This window comes from Stenotrophomonas sp. 2YAF26, assembly GCF_052114625.1.
Taxonomy (GTDB): Bacteria; Pseudomonadota; Gammaproteobacteria; order Xanthomonadales; family Xanthomonadaceae; genus Stenotrophomonas; species Stenotrophomonas indicatrix.
On record NZ_JBFRFC010000014.1, the window covers coordinates 17280 to 44127 of the forward strand.

The 26848-nt window shown below is 67.0% G+C and carries 21 protein-coding genes and 1 pseudogene; 12 read left to right on the forward strand and 10 right to left on the reverse strand.

The features are described from left to right. Window positions 1-89: 89 nt before the first annotated feature. Together AB4Y98_RS14810 and pbpC are read left to right on the forward strand one after the other, a co-directional pair. Window positions 90-4997, forward strand: a complete 4908-nt coding sequence (locus AB4Y98_RS14810) for an alpha-2-macroglobulin family protein (RefSeq protein ID WP_442244606.1) — start codon at window positions 90-92, stop codon at window positions 4995-4997. Window positions 4998-5046: 49 nt separating this feature from the next. Further along, the gene (gene pbpC / locus AB4Y98_RS14815; RefSeq protein WP_442244607.1) at window positions 5047-7431 is read left to right on the forward strand and encodes a penicillin-binding protein 1C; all 2385 of its coding nucleotides are present in this window, start codon (window positions 5047-5049) and stop codon (window positions 7429-7431) included. Between the two features lie 123 nt (window positions 7432-7554). Here the strand turns inward: pbpC and AB4Y98_RS14820 are convergent, their stop codons facing one another. Both AB4Y98_RS14820 and AB4Y98_RS14825 read right to left on the reverse strand, forming a co-directional pair. Beyond that, window positions 7555-8136: a ferritin-like domain-containing protein gene (locus tag AB4Y98_RS14820; protein WP_033831761.1), complete on the reverse strand. Its 582-nt coding sequence runs from the start codon at window positions 8134-8136 to the stop codon at window positions 7555-7557. Between the two features lie 30 nt (window positions 8137-8166). Beyond that, window positions 8167-8649, reverse strand: coding sequence for a peroxiredoxin (locus AB4Y98_RS14825; RefSeq protein WP_025877032.1), 483 nt, complete (start codon window positions 8647-8649; stop codon window positions 8167-8169). A gap of 258 nt (window positions 8650-8907) precedes the next feature. Between AB4Y98_RS14825 and AB4Y98_RS14830 the strand changes: the two genes are divergently transcribed. Beyond that, window positions 8908-9804 carry a DnaJ C-terminal domain-containing protein gene (locus tag AB4Y98_RS14830; RefSeq protein WP_108266796.1) on the forward strand — a complete coding sequence of 299 codons (897 nt, stop codon included), beginning with the start codon at window positions 8908-8910 and terminating at the stop codon, window positions 9802-9804. Window positions 9805-9944: 140 nt separating this feature from the next. On the opposite strand, the gene pilH is transcribed toward AB4Y98_RS14830, so the two are convergent. Together pilH and AB4Y98_RS14840 are read right to left on the reverse strand one after the other, a co-directional pair. Next, window positions 9945-10316 carry a twitching motility response regulator PilH gene (gene pilH, locus AB4Y98_RS14835; protein ID WP_005410644.1) on the reverse strand — a complete coding sequence of 124 codons (372 nt, stop codon included), beginning with the start codon at window positions 10314-10316 and terminating at the stop codon, window positions 9945-9947. A gap of 88 nt (window positions 10317-10404) precedes the next feature. Next, a complete protein-coding gene (locus AB4Y98_RS14840) occupies window positions 10405-11400 on the reverse strand; it encodes a YhdH/YhfP family quinone oxidoreductase (protein ID WP_442244608.1) in 996 nt (331 codons plus the stop codon). A 152-nt stretch (window positions 11401-11552) separates the two neighbouring features. On the opposite strand from AB4Y98_RS14840, the gene hflK reads away from it, so the two are divergent. The 5 genes and pseudogenes from hflK (at window position 11553) to AB4Y98_RS14865 (ending at window position 16075) form a co-directional block, all read left to right on the forward strand. Continuing rightward, entirely contained in the window at window positions 11553-12689 is a 1137-nt protein-coding gene (hflK, locus tag AB4Y98_RS14845; RefSeq protein ID WP_223496164.1) for an FtsH protease activity modulator HflK, read from the forward strand. Then, entirely contained in the window at window positions 12686-13549 is an 864-nt protein-coding gene (hflC, locus tag AB4Y98_RS14850) for a protease modulator HflC (protein ID WP_025877040.1), read from the forward strand. The genes hflK and hflC overlap by 4 nt, the downstream gene beginning before the upstream one ends. Before the next feature lie 67 nt (window positions 13550-13616). Next, a pseudogene (locus AB4Y98_RS14855) lies at window positions 13617-13799 on the forward strand (DUF2065 domain-containing protein); the annotation flags it as partial. Between the two features lie 238 nt (window positions 13800-14037). Next, window positions 14038-15330, forward strand: a complete 1293-nt coding sequence (locus AB4Y98_RS14860) for an adenylosuccinate synthase (RefSeq protein WP_025877044.1) — start codon at window positions 14038-14040, stop codon at window positions 15328-15330. Between the two features lie 88 nt (window positions 15331-15418). After that, window positions 15419-16075: a hypothetical protein gene (locus AB4Y98_RS14865; protein WP_363732158.1), complete on the forward strand. Its 657-nt coding sequence runs from the start codon at window positions 15419-15421 to the stop codon at window positions 16073-16075. Between the two features lie 30 nt (window positions 16076-16105). On the opposite strand, the gene AB4Y98_RS14870 is transcribed toward AB4Y98_RS14865, so the two are convergent. Both AB4Y98_RS14870 and AB4Y98_RS14875 read right to left on the reverse strand, forming a co-directional pair. Next, window positions 16106-16762 (reverse strand): M23 family metallopeptidase, encoded by a 657-nt coding sequence (locus AB4Y98_RS14870; protein WP_442244609.1) that lies wholly within the window; start codon window positions 16760-16762, stop codon window positions 16106-16108. 4 nt (window positions 16763-16766) lie between these two features. Continuing rightward, entirely contained in the window at window positions 16767-17732 is a 966-nt protein-coding gene (locus tag AB4Y98_RS14875) for a L,D-transpeptidase family protein (RefSeq protein ID WP_442244610.1), read from the reverse strand. Between the two features lie 234 nt (window positions 17733-17966). Between AB4Y98_RS14875 and AB4Y98_RS14880 the strand changes: the two genes are divergently transcribed. Beyond that, window positions 17967-20093 (forward strand): methyl-accepting chemotaxis protein, encoded by a 2127-nt coding sequence (locus AB4Y98_RS14880; protein WP_442244611.1) that lies wholly within the window; start codon window positions 17967-17969, stop codon window positions 20091-20093. Between the two features lie 84 nt (window positions 20094-20177). Here the strand turns inward: AB4Y98_RS14880 and AB4Y98_RS14885 are convergent, their stop codons facing one another. Together AB4Y98_RS14885 and AB4Y98_RS14890 are read right to left on the reverse strand one after the other, a co-directional pair. After that, complete coding sequence (locus tag AB4Y98_RS14885) at window positions 20178-20468, reverse strand: hypothetical protein (protein WP_032951973.1); 291 nt, start codon at window positions 20466-20468, stop codon at window positions 20178-20180. Window positions 20469-20482: 14 nt separating this feature from the next. Next, complete coding sequence (locus AB4Y98_RS14890; RefSeq protein WP_363732164.1) at window positions 20483-21022, reverse strand: hypothetical protein; 540 nt, start codon at window positions 21020-21022, stop codon at window positions 20483-20485. A gap of 138 nt (window positions 21023-21160) precedes the next feature. Here AB4Y98_RS14890 and AB4Y98_RS14895 point away from each other — a divergent pair, with 138 nt between their 5' ends. After that, on the forward strand, window positions 21161-21907 hold the full coding sequence (locus AB4Y98_RS14895; protein ID WP_442244612.1) for an alpha/beta fold hydrolase: 747 nt from the start codon (window positions 21161-21163) through the stop codon (window positions 21905-21907). Here AB4Y98_RS14895 and AB4Y98_RS14900 read toward each other — a convergent pair. Continuing rightward, complete coding sequence (locus AB4Y98_RS14900) at window positions 21904-22392, reverse strand: hypothetical protein (protein ID WP_428704376.1); 489 nt, start codon at window positions 22390-22392, stop codon at window positions 21904-21906. The two genes, AB4Y98_RS14895 and AB4Y98_RS14900, sit on opposite strands and share 4 nt — an antisense overlap. A gap of 21 nt (window positions 22393-22413) precedes the next feature. Continuing rightward, window positions 22414-24510 carry a catalase gene (locus AB4Y98_RS14905; protein WP_442244613.1) on the reverse strand — a complete coding sequence of 699 codons (2097 nt, stop codon included), beginning with the start codon at window positions 24508-24510 and terminating at the stop codon, window positions 22414-22416. 118 nt (window positions 24511-24628) lie between these two features. Here AB4Y98_RS14905 and AB4Y98_RS14910 point away from each other — a divergent pair, with 118 nt between their 5' ends. Together AB4Y98_RS14910 and AB4Y98_RS14915 are read left to right on the forward strand one after the other, a co-directional pair. Next, complete coding sequence (locus tag AB4Y98_RS14910) at window positions 24629-25351, forward strand: AraC family transcriptional regulator (protein ID WP_025877061.1); 723 nt, start codon at window positions 24629-24631, stop codon at window positions 25349-25351. Window positions 25352-25432: 81 nt separating this feature from the next. Next, the gene (locus tag AB4Y98_RS14915; RefSeq protein WP_442244614.1) at window positions 25433-26803 is read left to right on the forward strand and encodes an amino acid permease; all 1371 of its coding nucleotides are present in this window, start codon (window positions 25433-25435) and stop codon (window positions 26801-26803) included. Window positions 26804-26848 lie beyond the last annotated feature (45 nt).

Here is a 26848-nt window from a genome sequence, read left to right on the forward strand (position 1 = left end):
GCGTCTACCGGGTTTCCGTTGCCGGGTGCCGGCGTCAACGCCTTGACGCGGCGGCCCTATAATGGGCGCCTCGATCAAGGAGTGACGACATGAGCGGTCCGGCACGGCGGATGCGGTGGGGGTGGGCGGCGGCGCTCTTGGCAGGCAGCTTGTTGGCAGGCCTGGCCGGTTGCCGCAACGACAGCGGGCAGCTGCCCAAGGCCAGCGGCGAGGCCATCGCCACCAAGGCCGAGCAGGTGAAGGAGTTCACCCTGCTGCGTGCCTACCCGGACCAGAAAAGTGAAGGCCTGTCGCTGGCGCTGGAGTTCTCGCGCCCGCTGGTCGGCACCCAGGACTTCGACAAGCTGGTGCGCTTTGAAGAGAAGGTCGGCAACGATGACAGCAGCTGGACCCTGTCCGATGACGGTCTGACCCTGCGCTACCCCTTCGTCGAAGCCGGCAAGGAATTCAGCTTGGTGGTCTCCCCGGACCTGCTGGCCGCCGATGGCAGCCGCCTGGGCAAGGAACTGAAGCAGAAGGTGTTCAGCGGCGAGCTGAAGCCGGTGGCCGGATTTGCCTCGCAGGGCAGCGTGCTGCCGGCCAAGGACAGCCGTGGCCTGCCGGTGGTGTCGGTGAACGTGCCGGAAGTCGATGTCGAGTTCCTGCGCGTGCGCGAAAAGGACCTGCCGACCTTCTTCAGCCAGTACCAGCGCGGCGGTCGCCGTGGCAGCTGGGAACTGAGCAGCGACTACGAGCGCAGCCCGATCAACAAGCTGGCCGAGCCGGTCTACGTCAACCGTTTCATTCTGGGTGGCAAGCAGAACGAGCGGGTGCTGACCTACCTGCCGACCCAGGACATCAAGGAACTGCAGGAGCCGGGCCTGTATTTCGCCCTGCTCAAGCGCACCGGAGACTACGAGGGTGAGTTCGATACCGCGTTCTTCTCGGTCAGCGACATCGGCCTGCACACCCGTGCCTACAAGGACAAGCTGTTCGTACACACCGCCGCGCTCAAGGACGGTGCATCGCTGAAGGGTATCGACCTGCGCGTGCTCGATGCCAAGGGCGAGGTAGTGCTGAAGGGCAGCACCGACAGCAACGGCAATGCGCTGCTGAACTACACCCTGGATGCTACCCACGTGCTGGTCGCCAGCAGCGGCAAGGACACCAGCTTCCTGCCCTTCAACCAGCCCGCGCTGGACCTGAGCGAGTTCGCCGTGGCGGGGCGTGACAACGCCTGGTTCGACGTCTACGCCTGGTCGGGTCGCGACCTGTACCGCCCGGGTGAGACGGTGCGCCTGTCCGCGCTGCTGCGCGACAACGATGGCAAGCCGGTGAAGAGCCAGCCGGTGTTCCTGCGCCTGAAGCAGCCCGACGGCAAGACCTTCCGCGAAACCCGCGTGCAACCGGGCGACCAGGGCTACATCAACTTCGAGCAGACCATTCCCGCCGAGGCGCCGACCGGGCGCTGGCAGGTGGAGTTCCGCACCGACCCGGCCAGCAAGGAAGCGATCCAGGGCATGACCCTGCGCATCGAGGAGTTCCTGCCCGAGCGCATGAAGCTGGACCTGGACAGCGCGCAGAAGACGCTGAAGCCGGGTGAAGACCTGCGCCTGCAGGCCAACGGTGCCTATCTGTACGGTGCCCCGGCCGATGGCAACCGCTTCACCGCGCGCATGGCGGTGGCCGCCGAGCAGAAGCCGGTGGAGGGCCTGCCGGGCTACTTCTTCGGCGACCCGACCCTGCAGCTGCCGCGCGAAGCCAAGGATGTCATCGACACCACGCTGCCGGCCAATGGCCAGCTGCGCGAAGACGTGTCGTTGCCGGAAGAAGCGACCAAGGCGAAGGCACCGATCGCGGTGGTGCTGTCCGGCAGCCTGTATGAAACCGGTGGCCGCACGGTCACCCGCACCCTGAAGCGGGTGGTGTGGCCGGCCGCCGCACTGGTCGGCGTGCGCCCGTTGTTCAATCCGGACGACGGTGCTGATTCCAACGGCAACGCGCGGTTTGAACTGATGCGCGTGGATGCGGACGGCAAGCCGCAGCCGGCCAAGGGCCTGAAGATCACCCTGGTGCGCGAGCTGCGCGACTACCACTGGACCTTCAACGACAACCGCTGGGATTACGATTTCACCCGCCGCTTCGAAAACAAGGAAACCCGTACCGTCGATGCCGGCGGCAGCGCGGTGGCCTTCGACTTCCCGGTGGAGTGGGGCGAGTACCGAGTGGACGTGTTCGATCCGTCCACCGGCCTGACCAGCCGTTATCCGTTCCGGGCCGGCTGGAGCTGGGGCGATGACAACCGTGGCCTCGATGCCCGCCCGGACAAGGTCAAGCTGGGCTTGGACAAGACCGGCTACAAGGCCGGCGATACCCTGGAAGTGACGGTGACCCCGCCGCATGCCGGCAAGGGCGTGCTGATGGTCGAGACCGACCGCATGCTGTACGTGCAGGACATCGACGCCAAGCCCGGTGCCACCTACAAGATCCCGGTCACCGCCGATTGGGAGCGCCACGACGTCTACATCACCGCGCTGGTGTTCCGCGGTGGCAGTGCGCCGAGCAAGATCACCCCGGCCCGCGCGGTGGGCGTGGTGCACGTGCCGATGGACCGCAAGGGCCGCACCGTGGCCGTCGGCTTGGCCGCGCCCAAGCAGATGCGACCGGAGCAGGACCTGCCAGTGACGGTCAGCGCACCGCAGCTGGCCGGCAAGGTCGCGCACGTCACTGTTTCGGCCGTGGACGTGGGCATTCTCAACATCACCCGCTTCCCGGTGCCCGATGCCGGCGCGCACTTCTTCGCCCAGCGCCGCCTCGGTATCGATGCCTATGACATCTACAGCCGGGTGATCGAGAGCTTCGACGGCGGCAGCGGCAAGCTGAAGTTCGGCGGCGACATGGCGCTGCAGGCGTTGCCGCAGGCCAAGCGGCCGACCGCGCGCGTGCAGACCGTGGACCTGTTCTCCGGCCCGGTGCAGCTCGATGCCAAGGGCATTGCCCGCATCCGCCTGAAAGTGCCGGATTTCAATGGCACCCTGCGGGTGTCGGCGCTGGTCTACAGCGATGACCAGTACGGCAAGCGCGATGTGGAAACCGTGGTGCGTGCGCCGATCCTGGCCGAGGCCAGCATGCCGCGCGTGCTCGCCCCGGGCGACCGCAGTACGGTGACCCTGGACGTGCAGAACTTCACCGGCAAGCCCGGTCAGTTCAACGTGCGCGTGGACAGCGAAGGCCCGCTCAGCCTGGGCGAAGGCACGCGCAGCGTGCAGCTCAATGCCGATGCCAAGACCACGTTGAGCTTCCCGTTGTCGGCGCGCGAGGGCCACAGCGTGGCCAAGGTGCGCGTGCGTGTGGATGGCAACGGCTTCAAGGCCGACCGCCGCTACGATCTGCCGGTGCGCGCGGCGTGGCCGCAGGTACTGCGCTCGCAGGTGCGTACGCTCGATCCGCTGGCGGCGGTGAGCCTGGATGGCAGCCTGATGGACGGGCTGATGTCCGAATCGGTCAATGCCCGCCTGCTGGTCAGCCCGCTGCCGCCGATCCCGTTCGCCAGCGCGCTGCAGGGCGCGTTGAACTACCCGTACGGCTGCGCCGAACAGACCACCAGCAAGGGCTACGCCGCGCTGATCCTGGACCAGGCCACGTCGTCCATGCTCGGCGCTGACGGCCTGGACGCGAAGACCCGTCGCGAGCGCATGGAAGGTGCGTTCGGTCGCCTGGCGTCGATGCAGGTGGCCAACGGCAACTTCTCGATGTGGGGTGACGATGGCTACGTGAACCCGTGGCTGACGCCGTACATCGCCGAGTTCCTGCTTGATGCCAAGGACGGTGGTTTCGCGGTGCCGGACAACGTGCTGCAGAAGGCGCTGAACCGCCTGAGCGAAGACCTGCTGTCCGGTGGCAACCAGTTCTACGGCCAGGAAAAACGCGAAAGCCTGAAGTTCGCCAACCAGGCGTACTCGGGTTACGTGCTGGCTCGCGTCAACCGCGCGCCGCTGGGTACCCTGCGCACGCTGTACGACAACGAACGCGGCAAAGCCGTGGGTGGCCTGTCGCTGGTGCACCTGGGCGTGGCGCTGTCGCTGCAGGGCGATGCCAAGCGCGCCCAGGCGGCCCTCGCGGCGGGCTTTGCCAAGTCCAGCAGCGAACGCCCGTCGTACTTCGGCGACTACGGCAGTGCCGTTCGTGATGATGCGCTGATGATCGCGCTGACCCACGAAAACAAGCTGGCCAAGCCGGCATGGGATGCACGCGCGGTTGATCTTGGCCGTGGCCTGGATGCGCGCCGCAACAGTGGCTGGATGTGGCTGAGCACGCAGGAACAGGTGGCCATCGCCCGTCTCGGCAAGGCGCTGGCCGCCAACCAGAAGGCGCTGGTGGCCGGTGAGCTGGTGATCGGTGGCAACAGCGAGGCCATCGGCGAGCGCAAGCTGTTTGGCCGCAACTTCGATGCAGCGCAGCTGGCCGCGGGCGTGCGCTTCACCCCGCAGGGACAGCCGCCGATGTTCGCCAGCATCGATGTGGCCGGCATTCCGCGCAGTGCACCGGCGCCGGACAACAGCGTGATCGGCGTGGAGCGCAGTTACTTCGGCACCGATGGCAAGCCGTGGTCGCCGCGTCCGCTGAAGGAGGGCGAAGCGCTGATCGTGCGCGTCACCATCACCGCCGACAGCGAGATGCCCGATGCGCTGCTGACCGACCTGCTGCCGGCGGGCCTGGAGATCGAGAACCTCAACCTGGGCGATGCCAAGCAGTGGGCCGATGTGGTGGTGGATGGCATCACCATCAGCGACCGCAGCGAAGCGGCCGATACCAAGCACGAGGAGTTCCGCGATGACCGCTACGTGGCGGCGCTGAAGCTCTCGCGTGGCAGCAAGGCCAACGTGTTCTACCTGGTGCGTGCGGTCACTCCGGGTACCTACACGGTGCCGCCGTCGCTGGTGGAGGACATGTACCGGCCGCAGCTGCGTGGCGTCGGCCGCAGCAACCCGACCACGTTGACGGTGGTACAGCCGTGACCGTGCGGACGGGCCGCGACGGCGCGGCCCGTCCCACTGGATGCCGTGGATGAAGGTGGGATCGCTGAAAACGCGGCTGCCGCGCCTGCGGCAGCGGCTGCAACCGCTGTGGCCGTGGCTGCGCTGGGGCACGGCGGCGTTGCTGGCGCTGCTGCTGATACTGGATTTCGCCTTCCCGCCGCCGTTGCCCCGGCAACGCGACACCAGCACGCTGGTGGTCGCCGCTGACGGCAGCCCGATGCGGGCGTTCGCCGATGCCGAGGGCGTGTGGCGCTATCCGGCGTCGGTCGACAGCGTGTCGCCGCTGTACCTGCAGGCGCTGCTGACCTACGAGGATCGCTGGTTCTGGCAGCACCCGGGCATCAATCCGCTGGCGATCCTGCGTGCCAGTGGGCAGCTGCTGCGGGGTGGCCGCATCATCTCCGGAGGCTCGACCCTGACCATGCAGGTGGCGCGCATTCTCGATCCGCATACGCGCACGCCCTGGGGCAAGCTGAAGCAGATGCTGCGTGCGGTGCAACTTGAGGTGCACCTGTCCAAGCGCGAGATCCTCGCGTTGTATCTGGAGCGCGCGCCCTACGGTGGCACCATCGAAGGCGTGGAGGCGGCCAGCTGGGCCTACCTGGGTAAGCCGGCCGCGCAGCTTTCGCATGCCGAGGCCGCACTGCTGGCGGTGCTGCCACAGGCACCCAGCCGTTTGCGCCCGGATCGTCATCCCGAAGCCGCGCAGAAGGCGCGCGACAAGGTGCTGGCGCGCATGGCCGAGCTCGGCGTATGGACGCCGGAGGAAGTGGAAGATGCGCGCGTCGAGAACGTGGTCGCACGCTCGCTGCGCCCGCCGCTGCATGCCGCACTGCTGGCCCAGCGCCTGCACTCGGCGCATCCGGGGCAGGCGCGGATCCAGAGCAGCATCGACATCGGCCTGCAGCGCACCCTTGAAGAGCGCGTGGCCAGCTATTTCTCCACGCTGCCCGAGCGCACGTCAGCCGCACTGCTGGTGGTCGACAACCAGACCCTGCAGGCGCGTGCGTATGTCGGCACGCTGTCTTTCGGTGATCGGCAACGGCTGGGCCACGTGGACATGGTGCAGGCCTGGCGCTCGCCGGGCTCCACGCTCAAGCCGTTCCTGTATGCGATGGCACTCGATGATGGCCTGATCCATTCCGAGAGCCTGCTGGTGGATGCGCCGCAGAGCTTCGGCAGCTATCGGCCGGGCAACTTCGACATGGCCTTCAACGGCCCGGTCAGTGCTGCCAGTGCGCTGCGCCTGTCGCTGAACGTGCCGTCGGTCGACCTGCTGCAGCGGGTAGGTGCGGCACGCTTCGCCGCGCGCCTGTCGCACGCCGGCATCCAGTTGCGCTTCCCGCCGGGCAGTTCACCCAATCTGTCGCTGATCCTCGGCGGCACCGGCGCGCGGCTGGAAGACCTGGTCGGTGCGTTTGCTGCACTCAACCGCAACGGCATTGCCGGCCGCGTGCGCTACACCGATGACGAACCGATGATCGAGCGGCGGCTGGCTTCGCCCGGTGCCAGCTGGATCGTGCGTGAGATGCTGGAATCGAACCCGCGCCCGGGTTACGGCGTTGGCACGTTCGACGTTGGCGGGCGGCCGCGCGTGGCCTGGAAGACTGGCACCAGCTATGGCTACCGCGATGCGTGGGCGATCGGCAGTACCCGCCACTACACCGTGGGCGTGTGGGTGGGGCGCCCGGATGGCACGCCGTTGCCGGGGCAGTACGGCGCGGTCACCGCCTTGCCGTTGATGTTCGAGGTGGTCGACAGCCTGCCGCGCCAACGCGGCGATGCGGCGGCCGCGCCGATGCCGGCCAGCGTGACCCAGGCAGACATCTGCTGGCCAACCGGAGAACTGGCCGAAGGGTTGCCAGCGGCACTCTGCCAGCGACGCCTGTCGGCCTATCTGCTGGACGGTGCGGCACCGCCGACGTTCCCCGAACGCGAGGCACGGCGATGGCAGCCTGGCCGCCAACGCTACCTGGCTGACGCGCGCACCGGACTGCGCGTATCGGCAGACTGCAGCGCGCCGCATGAGGAAGTCGCGCGGGAAATCGCGCGATGGCCGGCGCTGTTGTCACCCTGGCTGCCCAAAGCCACGCGCGATGCCTCACAGCTTCCCGCGCTGTCGCCGGACTGTCGCGATGATGGTCGCGAGGCTAGCGTGGCCCTGCATATCGATGGCCTCAACGAAGGCGCGACGCTGGCGCGTGCACCCAATGCCGAACACGGCGTACGCCTGCAGCTGCGCGCATTGGGCAGCGAACAGGCCGTGGACTGGCTGCTGGATGGTCGATGGATCGCGCAGACACGCGGTGCGCAGCTGATGCAGCGCGAGTTCGCCGATCCGGGCGCGCATACGTTGACCGCGCTGGCTGCTGACGGCGCCTGGACGCAGGTACGGTTCAACGTGCTGCGGTAGCGCCGGGCCATGCCCGGCGGGTTGGTGCACCCTGACCCGGTAGGTGCCAACCTTGGTTGGCACGCGCGGAAGCTGCCCACCAAGGTGGGCGACTACCGGGGTGTTCGCTGGCACGGTGCGGCGCTACTCCCCGATCCAGCCATCCAGCAGGTCGGCGAACTCATCGGCGTGCTCCTCCTCCTGCGCCAGGATCTCTTCCAGGATGCGCTTGGTGGTGGTGTCACTGTCGCCGATGAAGTTGATCATCTCGCGGTAGCTGTCGATGGCGATGCGCTCGGCCACCAGGTTCTCGCGGACCATGTCGCGCAGGTCGCTGCCTTCCTTGTATTCGGCGTGCGAGCGTGCGGTCAGCGTGTCCGGATTGAGGTCAGGCTCGCCGCCCAGCTGGACGATGCGCTCGGCCAGTTTGCCGGCATGTGCCTGCTCCTGCTGCGCGTGTTCCAGGAACTCGCCCTTGACTGCGTCGGCCAGCATGCCCTTGGCCATGAAGTAGTGCCGGTAGTAGCGCAGCACGCACACATATTCGGTGGCCAGCGCGTCGTTGAGCAGCTTGATCACCACCTTGCGGTCGGCGCTGTAGCTGTCGGTGATCGCTCCGTCTTCGATGTTCTTCCGTGCCCGCTCGCGCAGGGTCTGACGATCGCTGATGCCAGCGACCTTGGCGGAAGGGGAGGTGTTGCTGGCTTTGGCTGGCTTGTTGGACATGGCTGGCCGGTTTCCTCTGCAGTCAGGGTTTCAGGTGGGCAGGTGATCCAGTACGTAGTCGGCTGATGACACCTCGAACTGGCCGGGTTCCTCGATCCAGGCCGCGCGTACCGTGCCGTCCACCACGTACAGGGCAAAGCGGCGCGAACGCGTGCCCATGCCGGATGAACTTGCATCCAGCTCCAGGCCAAGTGCACGGGTCAGTTCGGCGTTGCCGTCGGACAACATCAGCAGGCCGTCGGGCACGTGCTGGTCGGTGGCCCAGGCCTTCATCACGAACGGATCGTTGACCGCCACGCAGTAGACATCGATGCCTCGATGGCGGAACGCCTCGAACTTTTCCACGTACCCGGGCAGGTGGCGGGCCGAGCAGGTGGGGGTGAATGCACCGGGCACGGCGAACAGCACCACCTTGCGCCCGTCGAACAGGGCGTGGGTATCGAGGGTCTCGATGCCTTCGCGGATGCGCTTGAGGGTGACTTCCGGAATACGGTCGCCGACATGGATGGTCATGGGAACTCCTTGCTGGGTGAGGGTAGGGGCCAGGAGGGGACGGACGCGTCAAGACATTGGAAAACCCATGTATACACCCCATCTCCGTCGTCCGCGGCGGGCTGTCAGCCACAGCATGCGGCCGGGCGATGGCAGGCGCATTGCGCTGGATCAGTCGGCCTCACCGTTGCCGCACGACCGGCGGCGTAGCATCGCCGGCGCGTAGAATGAACCCGGGGCGGCGCCACCGGCGCCGCCGAAGCGAATCGAGGTAGCTGGATGGAATTCAAGGATTATTACGCCACCCTTGGGGTGGAGCCGAGCGCGGGCGAGGCGGAAATCAAGACCGCTTATCGTCGATTGGCACGCAAGTACCACCCGGACGTCAGCAAGGAGGCCGGGGCCGAGGACAAGTTCAAGGCCATCAACGAGGCCTACGAGGCGCTGCGCGATCCCGAGAAGCGCGCGGCGTATGACCAGCTGCGCGCTCAGGGCTATCGCCCGGGCGAGGAATTCAACGTGCCGCCGAACTACGGCGGTGGCGGTTTCAATTTCGAGGAAGTGTTCGGTGGTGGTGGGGGTGGCCCCAACGGTGGCTTCAGCGACTTCTTCGAGAGCCTGTTCGCGCGCCAGCGCGGCGGCCAGGGCGCGGGCCCCGGTCCGGGCTTCAGCAGCCACGGTCATGCGCCCAACCGTGATACCCGGGCCAAGCTGTCGGTACCGCTGGAGGCGGCCTACAACGGCGACAGCCTGCGCATCACCGTCAATGGCAAGCAGCTGGACGTGCGCGTGCCCAAGGGCATCCGTCCTGGGCAGGTGATCCGCCTGGCCGGGCAGGGCAACCACGGCGGCAACCTGCTGCTGGAAGTGGAGTACGCCGCGCATCCGCAGTTCGAGGTCGACGGTCGCAACATCCTGTACACGCTGCCGGTCACCCCGTGGCAGGCGGCGCTGGGCACCAGCATCAGCGTGCCGACCCTGGGCGGAGCGGTGGAACTGAAGATTCCGGCCGACTCCGATGCCGGTCGCAAGCTGCGCCTGCGTGGGCGTGGCCTGCCGGGCAGCCCGGACGGCGACCAGATCGTCGAGCTGGAGATTGTCGCCCCGGCGGCGACCGACGAGGCGCAGAAGAAGGCCTATCGGAATCTGGCCAAGGCGTTTGGCGAAACGATCTGAAATCTGCTTCGGTGGGTGCGGGCCTCGGTCCGCACACCTTGCGGTAGCGCCGGCCGCTGGCCGGCAAAGGCGTGCCAACCAAGGTTGGCACCTACCAGAGCGGTGTGCCAACCAAGGTTGGCATCCACCAGAGCGGTGTGTCAGCCCTGCCCGGCGAACACCCGCTCCAGCACCTCGGACAGCTCGTCTTCCGAGAACGGCTTGGTGATATAGGCCTTGGCACCCTGGCGCATGCCCCACATGCGGTCGGTGTCCTGGTCCTTGGTGGTCACCAGGATCACAGGAATGTGCCGGGTCGCCTCATCGCGGGCGAGCGTGCGGGTCGCCTGGAAGCCATTGAGGTTGGGCATCACCACGTCCATCAGCACCAGGTCGGGCAGCTCGGCCTTCGCGGTTTCCACCCCGGCCGCACCATCGGTGGCGGTCAGGATCTGGTGCCCGAGCTTCTCGACGATGCGCTGTATCCCCAACAGCTGCGACGGTGAGTCGTCGACGATCAGAATGCGTGCCATGTTGTTCCCCGTGTGATGCCGGAAGTGTAGTGCCGGCATCCCGTTGGCGGGAGGGCGACTGCTGCCGTCCGTCGCCTGCCTGCGACGTTCAGTCGATCCGCACCACCGTGCGGCCAAGCGAGCCGCCCGCCAGCATGCGATCGAACACCGCAGGCAGGCCGTCCAGACCGACTTCGGCGGTGCAGATGCGGTCCAGGTGCTGCGGCTTCCACGCGTCGCCCAAGCGTGCCCACACTTCTTCGCGCAGCGCGCGCGGGGCATTGGCCGACGAAACGCCGAGCAGCGAGACACCGCGCAGGATGAAGGGCATCACGGTCATGTCCAGCGTCGGGCTGGCGGCCAGTCCCGCACTGACCACGCTGCCGTAAGGTACGGTCTGTGCCAGCAGGCTGGCCAGCATCGGCCCGCCGGCGTTGTCCAGGCCACCGCCAAAACGTGCCGACTGCAGCGGCCCGGTGTCGGCAAGGGCGTCACGCGGCAGCACCTCGGCAGCACCGATGCCGCGCAGGAAGTCGATCTGCTCCGGTTTGCCGCTGATCGCGTGCACGGCATAGCCGGCGCGGCTGAAGATGTCCACGGCCAGAGCGCCGACCCCACCGCTGGCGCCGGTAACCGCCAGTGGCCCAAGCTCGGGTGTCTGCCGGTTGTCCTGCAGGCGCAGCAGCGCCAGTGCGGCGGTGAAGCCGGCGGTGCCCAGTACCATCGCCTCGCGTGGGCTCAAGCCCGCCGGCTGGGCGATGACCGCGCTCGATTCCAGTCGCACGTACTGGCTGTAGCCGCCATCACGGGTTTCGCTGAGGCCACAGCCGGTGGCCAGTACCGCATCGCCCTCGCGCCAGGCCGGATCGGTGGAGGTGACCACCGTGCCGGCCACGTCTATCCCGCCCACCAGCGGGAAGCGACGCAGTATCCGGCCTTTGCCGGTGCCAGCCAGGGCATCCTTGTAGTTGACCGAGGACCAGTGGGCGCGGATCAGTACCTGGCCGGGGTTGAGGTCGTCCAGACGCAGCGGGACCAGGCCGCTGCGGTAGCCGGCGTCGTCTTTTTCGATGCGGAAGGCGGTGAACGGGGTGGTGGGGGCCATCGGCGTTGCCTGACTTCGAGGAAAACGCCACCTTACCCGGTCCGACCCCTTTCAATCCTGCCGGTCCGCCCCATCTTGTATGATCGGTAGTGGTTAACGGCTGGCGTTGCGGGAAGGGCCCGCGTCGCAGCCCACATCTTGATGGAGCGTGCATGGCCTGGAATACACCCGGCGGCAACAAGGGCGGACAAGGCCCCGAGGACAATCGACGCGGGCCGTTCGGGTCGCGCGGCGGTGGCAATGGTGGCGGCTGGGGCGGATTGCCCGGACCGCTGAAGGATCTGTTCGACGGCGGCATCCTGCGTTGGGTGGTGGCGGCAGTGGTCCTGCTGGTGCTGTTCTCCAGCTTCCAGCTGATCGGCGAACAGCAGCGTGGCGTGGTGCTGCGCTTCGGCCAGTTCTCGCGCATCCTGACCCCAGGCCCGAACTTCAAGTTGCCCTGGCCGATCGAATCGGTCACCAAGGTCAACGCCACCGAGATCAAGACCTTCTCGATCCAGGTGCCGGTGCTGACCCGCGATGAGAACATCGTCAATGTCTCGTTGAACGTCCAGTACCGCATCGATGACCCGCAGCAGTACCTGTTCGGCACCGTTGATGCCAACCAGGTGCTGGAACAGTCGGCGCAGAGCGCGGTGCGCGAGGAAGTCGGTCGCGCCGACCTCAACGCCGTATTGAACAACCGTGGCCCGCTGGCCGTGGCCGCCGAAGAGCGCCTGCAGACATTGCTGCGTGCCTTCAAGACCGGTCTGACCGTGACAGGCCTGACCCTGCAGGACGCCCGTCCGCCGGAGGAGGTCAAGCCGGCCTTCGACGAGGTCAACGGTGCCCAGCAGGTCAAGGAGCGCCTGATCAACGAAGCCCAGGCCTACGCGGCCAAGGTCGTGCCTGAAGCGCGCGGCCAGGCCTCGCGTGCCCGTACCACCGCCGAGGGCTACAAGCAGGCCGTGGTGTCCAAGGCCGAGGGTGATGGTCAGCGCTTCAGCCTGCTGCAGGCCCAGTACAAGGACGCACCGGAAGTCACCCGCAAGCGCCTGTGGCTGGAAACGGTGCAGCAGGTGTTGAGCGAGAACCGCAAGGTCATTGGTGGCGATGGCCGCCAGCTGATCTACGTGCCGATGACCGGTGATACCCGTGCCAGCACCTCGGCACCGGCCCCGGTGCCGAACCCCGATGTGGTGATGCCGTCGCTGCCGGGTACCACCGCAGTGGAAGCTTCCCGTGATCCGGGCCGGCCGGTGGGCCGCCCGACCGGGCGTTCGAGCGGCCGTGAGGAGGGCAGCCGATGAGAAATTCAATCTGGATCGCCGTTGTCGTAGCGGTGCTGCTGGGCCTGCTGGGTTCGGTGTACGTGGTCCGCGAGGACCAGACCGCCATGGTCCTGAACCTGGGCAAGGTGGTGCGTTCGGACATCAAGCCGGGCCTGCACTTCAAGCTGCCGGTGGTGGAAACGGTGCGGGTGTTCGACCGCCGCTTCCAGGTGCTGGACACCGCGCCGGCCCGTTACTTCACGGCCGAGCAGAAGGACGTCAGCGTCGACTTCTTCGCCATCGGTTACATCTCCAACGTGGGTGATTACTTCCGTGCCACCGGCGGCGATCCGCGCATCGCCAACGCCCGCCTGGCGCCGATCATCACCGACTCGCTGCGCAACCAGATCAACTCGCGCACCCTGCAGCAGCTGGTCTCCGGCGACCGCAGCGAGCTGATCGCCGAGCAGCTGAAGGGCATCAACGAAGCCGTTGCCGGGCTGGGCATGCAGATGATCGACCTGCGCATCAAGCAGGTGGACCTGCCCACCGACAGCCAGGTGATCAATGACGTGTACGAGCGCATGCGCGCCCAGCGCAAGCAGGAAGCCGCGAAGCTGCGCGCCGAGGGCGAGGAGCAGTCGCTGACCATCCGCGCCCAGGCCGACCGTGACAGCACCGTGCTGATCGCAGAAGCCGAACGCGATGCCCAGCGCCTGCGTGGTGAAGGCGATGCCGAGGCCGCACGCATCTACGGCAAGGCCGGTTCGGCTGACCCGTCGTTCTACGCGTTCTACCGCAGCCTCGAGGCCTACCGTGGCTCGATGACCGACGGCAACGGCGTGATCGTGCTGGACAAGAACGACCCGTTCCTGCAGTACCTCAAGAACGATCGCTGAGTCCGCACGGCAGTACCTCACGGGGCCCGGCCATACGCCGGGCCTCGTGCTTTTCCGGAGTTCCCCCATGAAAGATCTGTTCGCCGCCGTCTGTCTGGTCGCGGTGCTGGAAGGCCTGTTGCTGTTCGTGGCCCCCGTGGCCTGGAAGCGCATGGCCGAACGCCTGCTGGACCTGCCCAGCCCGGCCCTGCGCAGCTTCGGTGGCCTGGTCCTGCTGGCCGGGTTGAGCCTGCTGTGGTGGGTACGGCACTACCGGGGCGGGGTGGCTGACCGGCTGGTGAAGCCGCCCGTCGGAAAGGTGGCACCGGACCCCGGAAACCCGGATAATGCACAAAAGCCGGACGGGCCTCCCCGTTCGGCTTTTTCCGTGTCTGGGCCTTCCATCGCCGGCCGCTCCCCGTTTGGAGCCGCCACCCAAGCGCTGGCCAGCCCCGCTGCGGTTTACCCGTCCGCGGCCCCGATGGCCGCAACAAATAGAGGAACCCGTCATGGGTCAGTCTGTCGTAGTGCTTGGTGCCCAGTGGGGCGATGAAGGCAAGGGCAAGATCGTCGATCTGCTCACTGAGGAAATCGGCGCTGTCGTGCGCTTCCAGGGCGGCCACAACGCCGGCCACACCCTGGTCATCAACGGCAAGAAGACCGTCCTGCACCTGATCCCGTCGGGCATCCTGCGTGACGATGCGCTGTGCCTGATCGGCAACGGCGTGGTGATCTCGCCTGCCGCGCTGCAGAAGGAAATCGCCGAGCTGGAAACCTCCGGCGTCGAAGTGCGTTCGCGCCTGAAGATCTCCCCGGCCGCGCCGCTGATCATGCCGTACCACATCGCCCTGGACCAGGCGCGCGAACGCGCTGCCGGCGGCAAGGCGATCGGCACCACCGGTCGTGGCATCGGCCCGGCCTACGAAGACAAGGTGGCGCGTCGCGGCATCCGCATCGCCGACCTGCATTATCCGAAGCAGCTGGAAGAACTCCTGCGCACCGCGCTGGATTACCACAACTTCGTGCTGACCAAGTACCTGAACACCGACGCGGTCGATTTCCAGAAGACCTTCGACGAGGCGCTGGCCTTCGGCGAATACGTGCAGCCGATGAAGTCGGACGTTGCCGGCATCCTGCATGACCTGCGCAAGCAGGGTAAGCGCGTGCTGTTCGAGGGTGCGCAGGGCGCGCTGCTGGACATCGACCACGGTACCTACCCGTACGTCACCAGCTCCAACACCACCGTCGGTGGTGCGCTGGCCGGTGCCGGCGTCGGTGCTGACGCGATCGACTACGTGCTGGGCATTGCCAAGGCCTACGCGACCCGCGTTGGCGGCGGCCCGTTCCCGACCGAGCTGGACGATGAAATCGGCCAGGGCATCCGCGACCGCGGCGCCGAATACGGTGCCTCGACCGGCCGCCCGCGCCGCTGCGGCTGGATGGACATCGTCGCGCTGAAGCGCGCCGTGGCCATCAACGGCATCAGCGGCCTGTGCATCACCAAGCTGGACGTGCTGGACGGCATGGAAAAGCTGAAGGTCTGCATCGCCTACGAATACAACGGCAAGCGTACCGAGTACGCGCCGCTGGACGCGCAGGGCTGGGAAGAGTGCACCCCGGTGTACCTGGAGTTCCCGGGCTGGACCGAAAACACCCACGGCATCACCAACTGGGACGACCTGCCGCCGGCCGCACGCGCCTACCTGCGTTCGCTGGAAGAGCTGGCCGGCTGCCCGATCAGCATCGTCTCCACTGGCCCGGATCGCGACCACACCATGGTCCTGCAGGATCCGTTCGCCTGAGCGACTGCCTGGTAGCGTGAAGGAAAAGCCCCGCGAAAGCGGGGCTTTTTCGTTAGTGTGTACGCAATGCCAGCAGGGAAGCGGATCGATGACCGGCGATGTCAGCGCGAAAGGAACGCGGGTGCTGCGGATCACCCTGTGGGTGTTCTGGGGCCTGTGGGCAGTCGCCTGTGTGGTGTTGGCGGCGGGCGCCGTGGCCAACCACCTGGCGTCACGCACGCAGACCCTGCCGCTGGTGCTGAGCCCCGGTGCGAGCGCGGAGATCACGGTCTACCGCTTCATTGATGATCGCCTGCGGTTGCGGCTGCGTTACCCGCCCAACGCCGCCGACCCGGCCGTCGACCCCGGCGTGCTGATGCGCGTTGAAACCCCCAACGAGCATGCGGACTTCCGTGCAAGCGTGCGATCTGGCCCTCCCGGACCGGATGTTGTGCGCAGGGTGGAAACCGTTGAAACGGCTGTTTTTACCGCCGCGTACTTCGGCTATGGCCGCGGTGATGCATTGCCACGTGGCCGCTCCTGGCTGCGGGTGACCGTGCTGGAAGTGGAGCCGACGCTGGTCGGCAGGCCGGCAATGATCGAAGTGCAGCCGCCGTTGGATCTTCTGAAACTGACCGACCTGGACTACCTCTGGTTGTGGCCGTTCTTCTTCTGGAAACTGGCAGCGCTGTTGCTGCTGGTTCCAGGCATCGCACTGGTGATCTTCACCATCGCGCTGCGCAGGCGTCGTCCACGCGCTGCCTAGGTGCCACGACCAGACCGTGCGGCTTGCGACTTAATCCCCTCCGTCCCCTTTTTTCAGCAATGGATAGGGATTGATCGACTCGCCCTTCCACCATTGCTTCTCCGGGCCCAGCACGTGCACTTCGAAATGTAGGTGCGGGGCTTCTGGGTTTGCGTTGCCGGTGCTGCCGACGTAGCCGATCACATCGCCGCGCTTGATGGTCTGCTTCTCCGCCAGGCCGTCGGCGTAGCGCTGCAGGTGCGCGTAGTAGTAGCACCAGCGGCCGCTGGGTTCGAACTGGTAGACGGTCAGGCCGCCACGCTCGCTGTCGAACAGCTTCTCGACATGGCCATCGGCCACCGCCAGCACCGGTGTGCCGGCAGCAGCCATGATGTCGATCGCATCGTGCACGCGGCCTTCGCTGCGTGCGTCGGTGAAGGTGTCCTGCAGTTGCGAGGGCGTGATGCCCTGTACCGGCAGCAGCAGGCCGGAGGGTGTGTCGCCCGTTGCTGCTGGGGCGGGCGCGGCGATTGCCGTTGTCGCCTGCTCCTCGGGTACGGCACGGGCGCTGTCGGCCGCAGCGGAAGTCTGCGCCACTGCAAGGGGGCGGGCATCCCTGTCATCGGACGGCGTGCCCTCACGCTGCAGCCACCATCCGGCTGCCACGCCCATCACCAGCCCCAGTACGATCAATTGCGCTAGTCGCATCGGCTCACTCCTGCATTACGACCGGTACCGACGTATCCACGGCTGCAGCCACGCGCAGCACATCCCAGTTGGTCATGCGCACGCAGCCGTGCGATTCGGTCTTGCCGACATGGCCGGGCACCGGCGTACCGTGCAGGCCGTAATGGGGTTTGGACAGGTCGATCCAGACCCGGCCGACCGGATTGTTCGGGCCGGGCGGAATCGTGGCCTTGCGATCGCCCTTTCTGGCATCCCAGAACAGCTTCGGGTTGTAGTGGAATGGCGGATCCGGGTAGACGCCGAGGATCTTCCACTCACCGATCGGCAGCGGGTCGTGCTCGCTGCCCGACGATACCGGTACCTGCGCGATCACCTTGCCCTGCGCGTCCAGCAGCTGCAGGGTGGAGTCGGATTTGTCGACCACCAGTTTGGCGGCCTTGGGCAACGCAGCGGGCGCAATATTGGGCACCTGAATGCGGCTGCCGGCCTTGCTCAGATCCACACCGGGATTGAGCGCCTTCAGCAGCTCCGGTGCAGCATGGAAGCGCTCGCCCAGCGATTCCTCCACGCTGCTGAAGCCCAGTGCCTTCAGCTTGGCCTGGTCGGCGGGCTTCTTTGGAATCGCGACGAACGGACCGGCCACGTCTTCTGCGGTCAGCGTGTAGCTGGCAAGGGGGCCGACCGAGTCGGCCTGCAGGGCCTTCCAGGTGGCGTCGTCCAGTTCGCCACTGACTGTCAGCCCGTGCGCTGCCTGGAAGCCGGATACCGCGCGGCGTTGATTGCTGCCCACTTCGCCATCGATCTCGCCCGGAGAGAAGTTTGCGCGGTCCAGAAGTACCTGCGCGTGCAGGGGCGAGCGCGCTGCTGTGTCAGGGCCGGCCTTTTCGGCGATGGGTGCTGGCAGCCCGGCGGGCGGGGGCGTCTGCGCAAAGGCGGGCGACATCAGCAGCGACAGGGCGAGCAGGGCGGGGCGGCATACGGGCATGGGCATCTCCAGGCAGATCACGCCTCCACCCTGCCCGTAGACGCTGCGCAGCCGCCGTGAAAGAAAACTGATGCCAGCATGAGCAGTGGGGCCACGCCGCAGGGCCATCCTCGCGCCGCAGAAGCGGGAGGCCGGGTCTCACCAAGGTGAACGGCTTCCGACGCAGTCGAGCGGGAGGCGATCAAGATTCCCGGCTGGCGGGCCGATATGGGCGCATCCCCCCCGTTTTGGATTCACCCCATGAACTACTTGAGGAACGTCAGGGTCGCCTGGCGTCTTGGGCTTGGCTTTGGCCTGTTGTTGCTGCTGGTTGCCGCCGTGGTCGCTACCGGTGCCACCGCCACCATGGTGCAGAAGCGCGCGATGGAGCAGGTGGTCGAGGTCGGCGTAGCCAAGGTGCGGCTGCTGTCGGAGATGCTTGATGCCAACAACCAGATGATGGTCGTGCGCCGCGAGATGCTGATCCGCCAGGGCGAAGACCGTGCCAACGACGAGCAGCGCATCGCCGATCTGGTCAAGCGCTACGAGGCCAGTTGGACGGCCTACCAGGCCCTGCCCGGCGATGCCGAAGGCAAGGTGATCGGCGAGACCATCGCCGCCAAGCGCGCGCTCGCCCGTCCGCTCAACAAGCAGACCAGCGAACTGATGGAACAGGGCGATTTCCCCGGCGCCGTGGCGCTGACCCTGGGCCCGGTGCAGGAAGCGGCCAATGGCTGGAACAAGGCCCTGGCCGATGGCGTGGCCTATGAAGAGAAGGAAAGCCGTGAGGCCGCGGCCGAGGCGATCCGCCTGGGCGAGCGCAGCCTGCTGCAGCTGCTGGCGCTGGGCGGCGTAGCCCTGCTGGTCGGCATCGCCGCGTCGGTGTTGATCGGCCGCAGCATGACCGGCCCGCTGGCGCGTGCGGTGCAGCTGGCTGAGCGCCTGTCCAAGGGCGAACTGGACCAGGAATTCCGTCTTGGCGGTCGTGATGAGCTGACCCAGCTTGGCGAGGCCATGGCCAGCGTGCGCCAGAGTGTTCAGGCGGCGATCGGCGCGCAGTTGCAGATGGCCGAGCAGCATGAAGCCGGCGCGATCCGTTACCGGATGGACGCCAGCGCGTTCCCCGGCGACTTTGGCCGCATGGTGCAGGCCACCAACCACCTGGTCGAATCGCACGTGCAGGTGCAGCTGTTGATGGCCGAGGTGATGCAGCGCTATGCCATCGGCGATCTCAGCCGCGATCTGCCCGAGTACCCCGGCGAGAAGGGCACGCTGACCCGCACCCTGGCGGCGGTGAAGCAGAGCCTGATGGCGATCAACGCGCAGATCGATGAACTGGCCCGTGCCGCGCGCGCCGGCGATTTCAGCATGCGTGGCGACGCTGCGGCATTCCAGTACCAGTTCCAGGCGATGGTGAACCACCTCAACGGCATGATGGCCAGTTCGCAGGCCAGCATCGCCGATGTCTCCGACGTGCTGCGCGCCATCTCGCATGGCAACCTCACCGCGCGCATGGAGGGCGAGTACGAGGGCGTGTTCGCGCGCATGCGTGACGATGCCAATGCCACCACCACGCAGCTGACCGGAATCGTGCGTGGCATCCAGGTGGCCGCCGACAGCATCAACAACGCGGCACAGGAACTGGCGGCCGGCAACAACGATCTGTCGCGCCGTACCGAACAACAGGCCGCGAATCTGGAAGAGGCTGCCGCCTCGATGGAAGAGCTGACCTCGACCGTGCGCCAGAACGCCGAGCTGGCACGCCAGGCCGACAGCGAAGCGCATGCGGCCGGCGTTGCCGTGCGCGAGACCGAGCAGGCCATGGCGCAGATGGCCACGGTGATGGGCGAGATCGACCAGTCTTCGGCGCGCATTTCGGAAATCTCCACGGTGATCGATGGCATCGCCTTCCAGACCAACATCCTGGCGCTGAACGCTGCAGTGGAAGCGGCGCGTGCCGGCGAACAGGGCCGCGGCTTTGCGGTGGTGGCCAGCGAAGTGCGTACGCTGGCACAGCGTGCCGGTGTCGCTGCCAAGGAGATCAAGGAGTTGATCGAGGACGCCGCTGCCAAGGTGCAGAGTGGTCTGGCCGTGACCGTGGAATCGGAAGCCGCCATTGCCCGCGTGGCCCAGGCGAGCTCGCGTACCACCCAGCTGATGAGCGACATCGCCGCCGCCAGCAAGGAACAGGCGGCCGGCATCGAGCAGGTCAACCAGGTGGTGGTGCAGATGGACCAGGTGACCCAGCAGAACGCTGCGCTGGTGGAAGAGGCGACCGCTGCCAGCCGCGCGCTGGAAGAGCAGGCGCATGCGCTGACCACGTCGGTGTCGGTGTTCCAGCTGGAGCAGGGCGCACGCATGCCCAGCCTGCCTGCACGCGCGGCGTAAGCCAACGACAACGCGATGTTGGATGGCGCCCTGCATGCGATGACCCGCATGCAGGGCGTCGATGCACGCAACGGTTGAGGGCCGCTAGCGCCCGCGTGCCGAGCGTTCGATCAACCAACCGGCCGCGTACAGCAACAGCAGGGTTGGCGGAACCAGCACCGCATACGCGGTCGACCAGGGCTTGCCGTACAACAGGCTGCCTGCGCCGATGGCATCAAGCGCGGCGGACTGCAGGGTGATGGGGAGTGCCATCAGGATGTAGGTACCCTTCGGGTCGGCGTCTGTCTGCGCGCCGTGGACCAGCCACGCGGTCAACAGCAGGTAGACCACGCACAGCGCAAGGCCTGTCCAGCTCAGCAGTCGTCGCATCTTCATCTGCAGGCCTCCTGTCAACGGACGTCGAAGCGGGCCTGCAGGGGCAGGCTCACATTCCGCAACAGATCCCTGACCACCACCTGCGCGGTCCACGTGCCCTTCGGGTCACCTGCCTCGGCGACGAACTTCAGCTGCACACTGGTCATGTACAGCAGGGTTGGCGGGCCGGGCAGGGCGGCAGTGAAGCAGGGAACATCGCGTTCGTCGACACTGGTACTGCCGTCCGGGCGAAGCATGTGCAGATCGCAGTGCACCTTGGGTACGCGGTTCTCATCCAGTTGCGGGTTGGACAGGAATGTCAGCAGGAACAATTCTCCGCCCAGGTGGACTTCGCTGGCCTCGGTAAAGCTGGGAGTGCTCTCCGGTGGAGTTTCCCATTTGGCCCGCCAGTCGGCGTCGGAGGTGACCAGCAGGGATGCCGCAAAGCCATCGCTGGATTTCATGGCATCGGTCTGCGGCACCGCCTTGCCGTCGCCATTTATCCAGCCATCGCTGGCAAAGGTGGTCATTGGCAGCATCAGGGCCATCATGGCCAGTGCGTAGGTCCCTCGCATCAACGCTCTCCTTGGTAGCCGCATCCTGCGGCGGAGCCGGCAGTATCGCGCAACCTTGGCCGGCACAGCAGAGGGAGAGCCAGGAAGAGGTTCCTTCGCCTGCCGATCCGGGCGATGCTTGCCAGCAAAGGAGCTGGCATGGGAACGGGACGTGAGGAAAAACGGGGCTGTGATGCCGCGTCGGCCGCGCCGCTGCACGTACTGATGCTGCCAGGCCTGGATGGCACCGGCAGCATGTCGACCCCGTTGCTGTCCGCACTGCAGGCTCATGGGCTGACGACGCAGGCGATCGCGCTGCCTGCGCAGGGCGGGCAGGATTACGCCACGCTTGCCAGATGGCTGTGGCCGCAGCTGCCCCGCCACCCCTTCATCCTGCTTGCCGAGTCCTTCTCGGGGCCGTTGGCAGTCGAGCTGGCCGCGCGCCAGCCCGCAGCGCTGCGCGGACTGGTGCTGGCCGCGACCTTTGCGCGCCGGCCCGTGCCATTGCCGGCAGCCGGCGCGGCACTGCTGTCACCGGCCTGGCCGGTGCCTCCCGTGGCGATGCTGGCGCGCCTGCTGCTGGGGCGGTGGCGCACCGGCGAGCACATGCCGATGCTGCGCGCTGCGTTGGCTCAGGTTCCAGCGACCACGTTGCGGCAGCGCGCCGCAGCGACCCTGCGGGTGGACGTACGCGCATTGCTGCCGCAGATCGGGGTGCCGACGCTGTGCCTGCAGGCGGGTCATGACCGGCTGCTGTGGCCGCCGAGCGTAGCCGAGCTGCAGACCCTGCTGCCGGACGCGCGGCACGTGGCCCTGGACGGGCCGCATCTGCTGCTGCAGGCCTGTGCCGAACCGGCCGCCGCGGTGGTGGCCGGTTGGGTGAGGGCGCTGCCCGCTACCGGCTAATTGCCGGCGCGGGTGCGTGCGGCCTTCTTCGCCGCGGTCTTGCGTACCGCCTTTTTTGCTGCACGGGTCTTCGCGGCCTTCTTCGCTGCGGTGCTGCGTGAGGCGCTCTTCTGCGTTGCCTTCCCGGCGGCCGCCTTCTTTGCAGGGACCTTCGCAGGCGCCTTCTTCACCACCTTCTTTGCAGCAGTCTTCCTGGTGGCGGCTTTCTTCGCAGGCGTCTTCTTCGCAGCGGTCTTATTCGCCACCTTCTTCGCCGGCGCCTTGCTTGCGGAAGCCTTCTTCGCCGTTGTCTTTCTGGCCACCTTCTTCGTTGCCTTGCGCGCGCTGCCGCTGCGCTTGCCACCACCATCCTGCTTGTTCACGGTGGCCCAGGCGATGCGCTCGGCGGTGCCTTCACTGGCACCGCGTTCGCGCTCACTCTCTTCGATATGCTCGGCCTGGCGCTTCTGCTTGTCGGTATAGGCGGATTTGTCACCACGGGGCATGGGGATTCTCCTGTTGGATGATCAGGCCAGCAGGCGCAGCTTCGGCTCGCGTGCCCACTGGCGGGTGGCGGCAGCGGCGAGGAAGGCCTTGCTGTCTTCGGCCTCCACGGTGCCGGCATCGTTGCCGACGCGCGCTGCCTTCAACAGGGCCTGTGCGCCTTCGTCACTGGCGATGGCTTTCAGGTGCGCCCAGGCATCGCTGACAAAGCCCACGGCTGCCGCGTCCTTGGCCAAGGCCTTGCCGGCGTCGGCACTCAGCACGACCGCCACTGCGTCGAACACCACCGACGGGGTACCGGCCAGCTGTCCATCGGCGGCCTGCGTTTTGCCGTCGCTGAGCGTGGCACCGCCAATTTTCGGCGCGACCAGCTTGACGCTGGCGCCGGCCTTTTCGGCGGACTTGCGCAGAGTGGCGATCACCCGTGCATCGGAGCCCTCGTCGAACAGGATGCCGATGCAGCGCCCCTGCAGCAGGGGCTTGTTGCGGCCGATCACGCGGACCTCGGGTGCGGCGGGCAGGTCCTGTGCAGGGGTTGCCGTCGGTGCCGGGGCGGGCAGGGTGCCCAGGGCCAGCCCGTCGGCCACGCGCTTGGCCAGGCCTTCGTCGATGTTGCGCAGATGGCTGACGGTGCGCACGCGCACCTTCTCGGTTTCCACCTTCGACAGCTCGAACACCAGCGCCGAGGCCAGGTGCGCCTGTTCCGGTTTTTCCAGGCTGCGGAAGAACATCCGCGCCTGGCTGTAGTGGTCGGCAAAGCTCTCCGCGCGGGTGCGGCCCTTGCGCCCATCATCGGCGCTGGCGTGGCTGCGGAAACCGGTGGGCGTCTCGCGCGGGCTGTCTTCCTGCAGCGAACTGGGGTCGTAGGCCACGCGCCCCTTCGGCACCTGCATCTGCATGTGGCCATCGCGCTGATGGTTGGCGAACGGGCACTTCGGTGCGTTGATCGGAATCTGGTTGAAGTTCGGTCCGCCCAGGCGGATCAGCTGGGTATCCAGATAGGAGAACAGCCGCCCCTGCAGCAGCGGGTCATTGCTGAAATCGATGCCCGGCGGCACGTTGGCCGGGCAGAAGGCGACCTGCTCGGTCTCGGCGAAGAAATTGTCCGGCCAGCGGTCCAGCACCATGCGTCCGATTACCTGCAGCGGCACCAGCGACTCGGGGATGATCTTGGTCGGGTCCAGGTGGTCGAACGGGAAGCCATCGGCCTGTTCTTCGGTAAACAGCTGCACGGCCAGCTCCCACTCGGGGAAGTCGCCGCGCTGGATCGCCTCGAACAGGTCGCGGCGGTGGAAATCGTTGTCGGCGGCCTGCAGCTTCAGCGCCTCGTCCCAGACGGTGGACTGCAGCCCCAGCTTCGGCCGCCAGTGGAACTTGACGAAGGTGGAGTTCCCTTCCTCATCCAGCAGGCGGAAGCTGTGGATGCCGAAGCCTTCGATGGTGCGCAGCGAGCGCGGAATCGTGCGATCGCTCATCGCCCACATGATCATGTGCATCGATTCGGGCATCAGCGAGACGAAATCCCAGAACGTGTCGTGTGCGCTGGCCGCCTGCGGGAACGCGCGGTCCGGTTCCATCTTCACCGCATGGATGAGGTCGGGGAACTTGATCGCGTCCTGGATGAAGAACACCGGAATGTTGTTGCCGACCAGGTCCCAGTTGCCTTCCCTGGTGTAGAACTTCACCGCGAAGCCGCGCACGTCGCGCGGGGTGTCGACCGAGCCGGCGCCGCCGGCAACCGTGGAGAAGCGGGTGAACACCGGCGTCTTCACCCCGACCTCGGTGAGGATCTTCGCCCGGGTCACCTTGCCCAGCGACCGGGTCAGTTCGAAGAAGCCATGGGCGGCCGAACCGCGTGCATGGACGATGCGCTCGGGAATACGCTCGTGGTCGAAGTGGGTGATCTTCTCGCGCAGCAGGAAGTCTTCCAGCAGGGTGGGTCCACGCGGTCCCTGGCGCAGGGAGTTCTGGTTGTCGGCAACCGGAATACCCTGGTTGCTGGTCAGTACCGGATGGGCGCCTCCTGCGAGCTGATGCAGTTCATCGCCCTGGCCGCGGCTGTCACGGTCGGCGGAGGTGGTGGCGGGAGCGCGCTTGCCGGTCGGCTTGCTGGCGGCCATGGAGGATCTCCTGGAGCGGGTAGGGGGCAGACCCCAGACAGTGGCGCCGCCGGCGTTAATGCACGGTCCCGTGAGAGTGAACGCGCAGACAAATCGGCGGCTCGGGTATGCTTGCCGCATGCGAGTCGAACCCGCCGACATCGAAGCCCTGTTCGACGCCATTCCGGACGTGCTGTTCTTCATGAAGGACCGCCAGGGCCGCTACACCTACGTCAACCAGACCATGCTGCGACGGCTGGGCCTGCGTGCGCGCAAGGACGTGATCGGACGCACCGCGGCCGAGATCTACCCCACCGGCTTGAGTGCGGACTATGTCGACCAGGACGCACGCGTGCTGTCCGGCGAGGTGATCGAGAACCTGATGGAGCTGCACCTGTTCGCCAACCGCGAACCGGGCTGGTGCCTGACCTGCAAACGCCCGCTGCTGGTGGACGGGCAGGTCGAGGGGCTGATCGGCATTTCCCGCGACCTCGGCCAGAAGGACAGCCTGGGGACCCAGTACGAGCAGCTCCGTCTGGCCTTGGCCCACCTCAATACGCACTACGCCGAGAACGTGCGGATGCAGACGCTGCTGGACATCACCGGGTTCTCGTTGTCCAAGCTGGAGCGCAGCTTCCGCAAGGTGTTCCAGATGACGCCGCAGCAGGTGCTGACCCGGCTGCGGATCCAGATGGCCATGCACCTGCTGCATGGCAACGAGAGCATTGCCTGCATCGGCCAGGCCTGCGGTTTCAGCGACCAGAGCGCGTTCACCCGCAAGTTCAAGGCTGAAACCGGTTTCTCCCCGCGCGCCTACCGCGCCCGTATCGGCGGCAATGTCGGCGAGCCGGTACCGGCCTGAGTTTCCTGCTGCGCTGTGCCTATCCCCGCGGCGGCTGGACACGGTAAGGTGTCGCCCTTGTAGCCGCCGCCAGCCCTGCCGATGCCCGCCACCCCCGATACGACCGCTTCGCCCTCCCGCCTCGGCCATTCGCTCAAGCCACGCCAGCTGATCATGATGGGGCTGGGCAGCGCCATCGGCGCCGGCCTGTTCCTCGGCTCCGGCGTGGGCGTGCAGGCGGCCGGCCCGGCGGTGCTGGTGTCCTACCTGGTGGCCGGTGCGCTGGTGATCATCGTGATGAACGCGCTGGGCGAAATGGCCGCGGCCAAGCCGACCAGCGGTGCGTTCTCGGTGTATGCGGCCGATGCCATGGGCGCCACCGCCGGTGCCACCGTGGGCTGGCTGTGGTGGGTGCAGCTGGTCATCGTGATTGCCGCCGAGGCGGTGGGTGCGGCCGGATTGCTGGCCACAGTCTGGCCGGTGGTGCCGGTACCGATGGCGGCATTGGCCTTCATGCTGTTCTTCACCGCGATCAACCTGCTCGGGGTGAAGAACTTCGGCGAGTTCGAATTCTGGTTCGCCATCCTCAAGGTGGCGGCGATCCTGGCCTTCATCGCCGTGGGCGTGGCGCTGCTGATGGGCTGGCTGCCGCAGGTGGCCTCGCCGGGCCTGAGCAACTTCACCGAGCACGGTGGCTTCGCACCGAAGGGACTGGCCGGCATCGGCGCGGCGCTGCTGGTGGTGGTGTTCGCCTTCGGTGGCACCGAAATCGTGGCCGTCGCTGCGGCGGAGACCGAAGACCCCGAGCGCAGCATCGCCCGTGCCATCCGCACCGTGGCCTGGCGCATCCTGGTGTTCTACATCGGTTCGCTGAGCGTGATCATCGCCGTGGTGCCGTGGACCAGCGAGGCGCTGAAGTCGCCGTTCGCTGCGGTGCTGGATATCGCCCGCATCCCGGGCGCAGGTACGGCCATCACCCTGATCGCCGTGATCGCGCTGCTGTCGGCGCTCAATGCCAACCTCTACGGCGCCTCGCGCATGATGTATTCGCTGGCGCAGCGTCGTGAAGCGCCGGCCGTGCTCGGCTGGACCGACCCGCGCCAGGTGCCGGTGATCGCCGTGCTGGCCAGCGTGCTGTTCGGCTTTGCCGCCACGGTGATGGAGCTGCTGTTCCCGGACCGGGTACTGCCGGTGCTGCTGAACATCGTCGGTTCCACCTGCCTGCTGGTGTGGACGCTGTCGCTGGTCTCGCAGCTGGTGCTGCGCCGCCGCGCCGACCGCCTCGGCACCCGCCTGCCGTTCCGCATGGCCGGTTTCCCATGGCTGACCGTCTGTGCGCTGGGCATCCTGGCACTGATCTTCGGCCTGCTGCTGAGCGAGTCGCATACGCGCCTGCAGTTCCTGTCGATGGTGGCGCTGACGGCGACCATCGCGGCCAGCAGCGCCATCGCCCGGCGCATGCGCGAGGCCTGATCGGCGTTGCCGGCCAGAGGCCGGCACTACCACGGGGGCTGCACA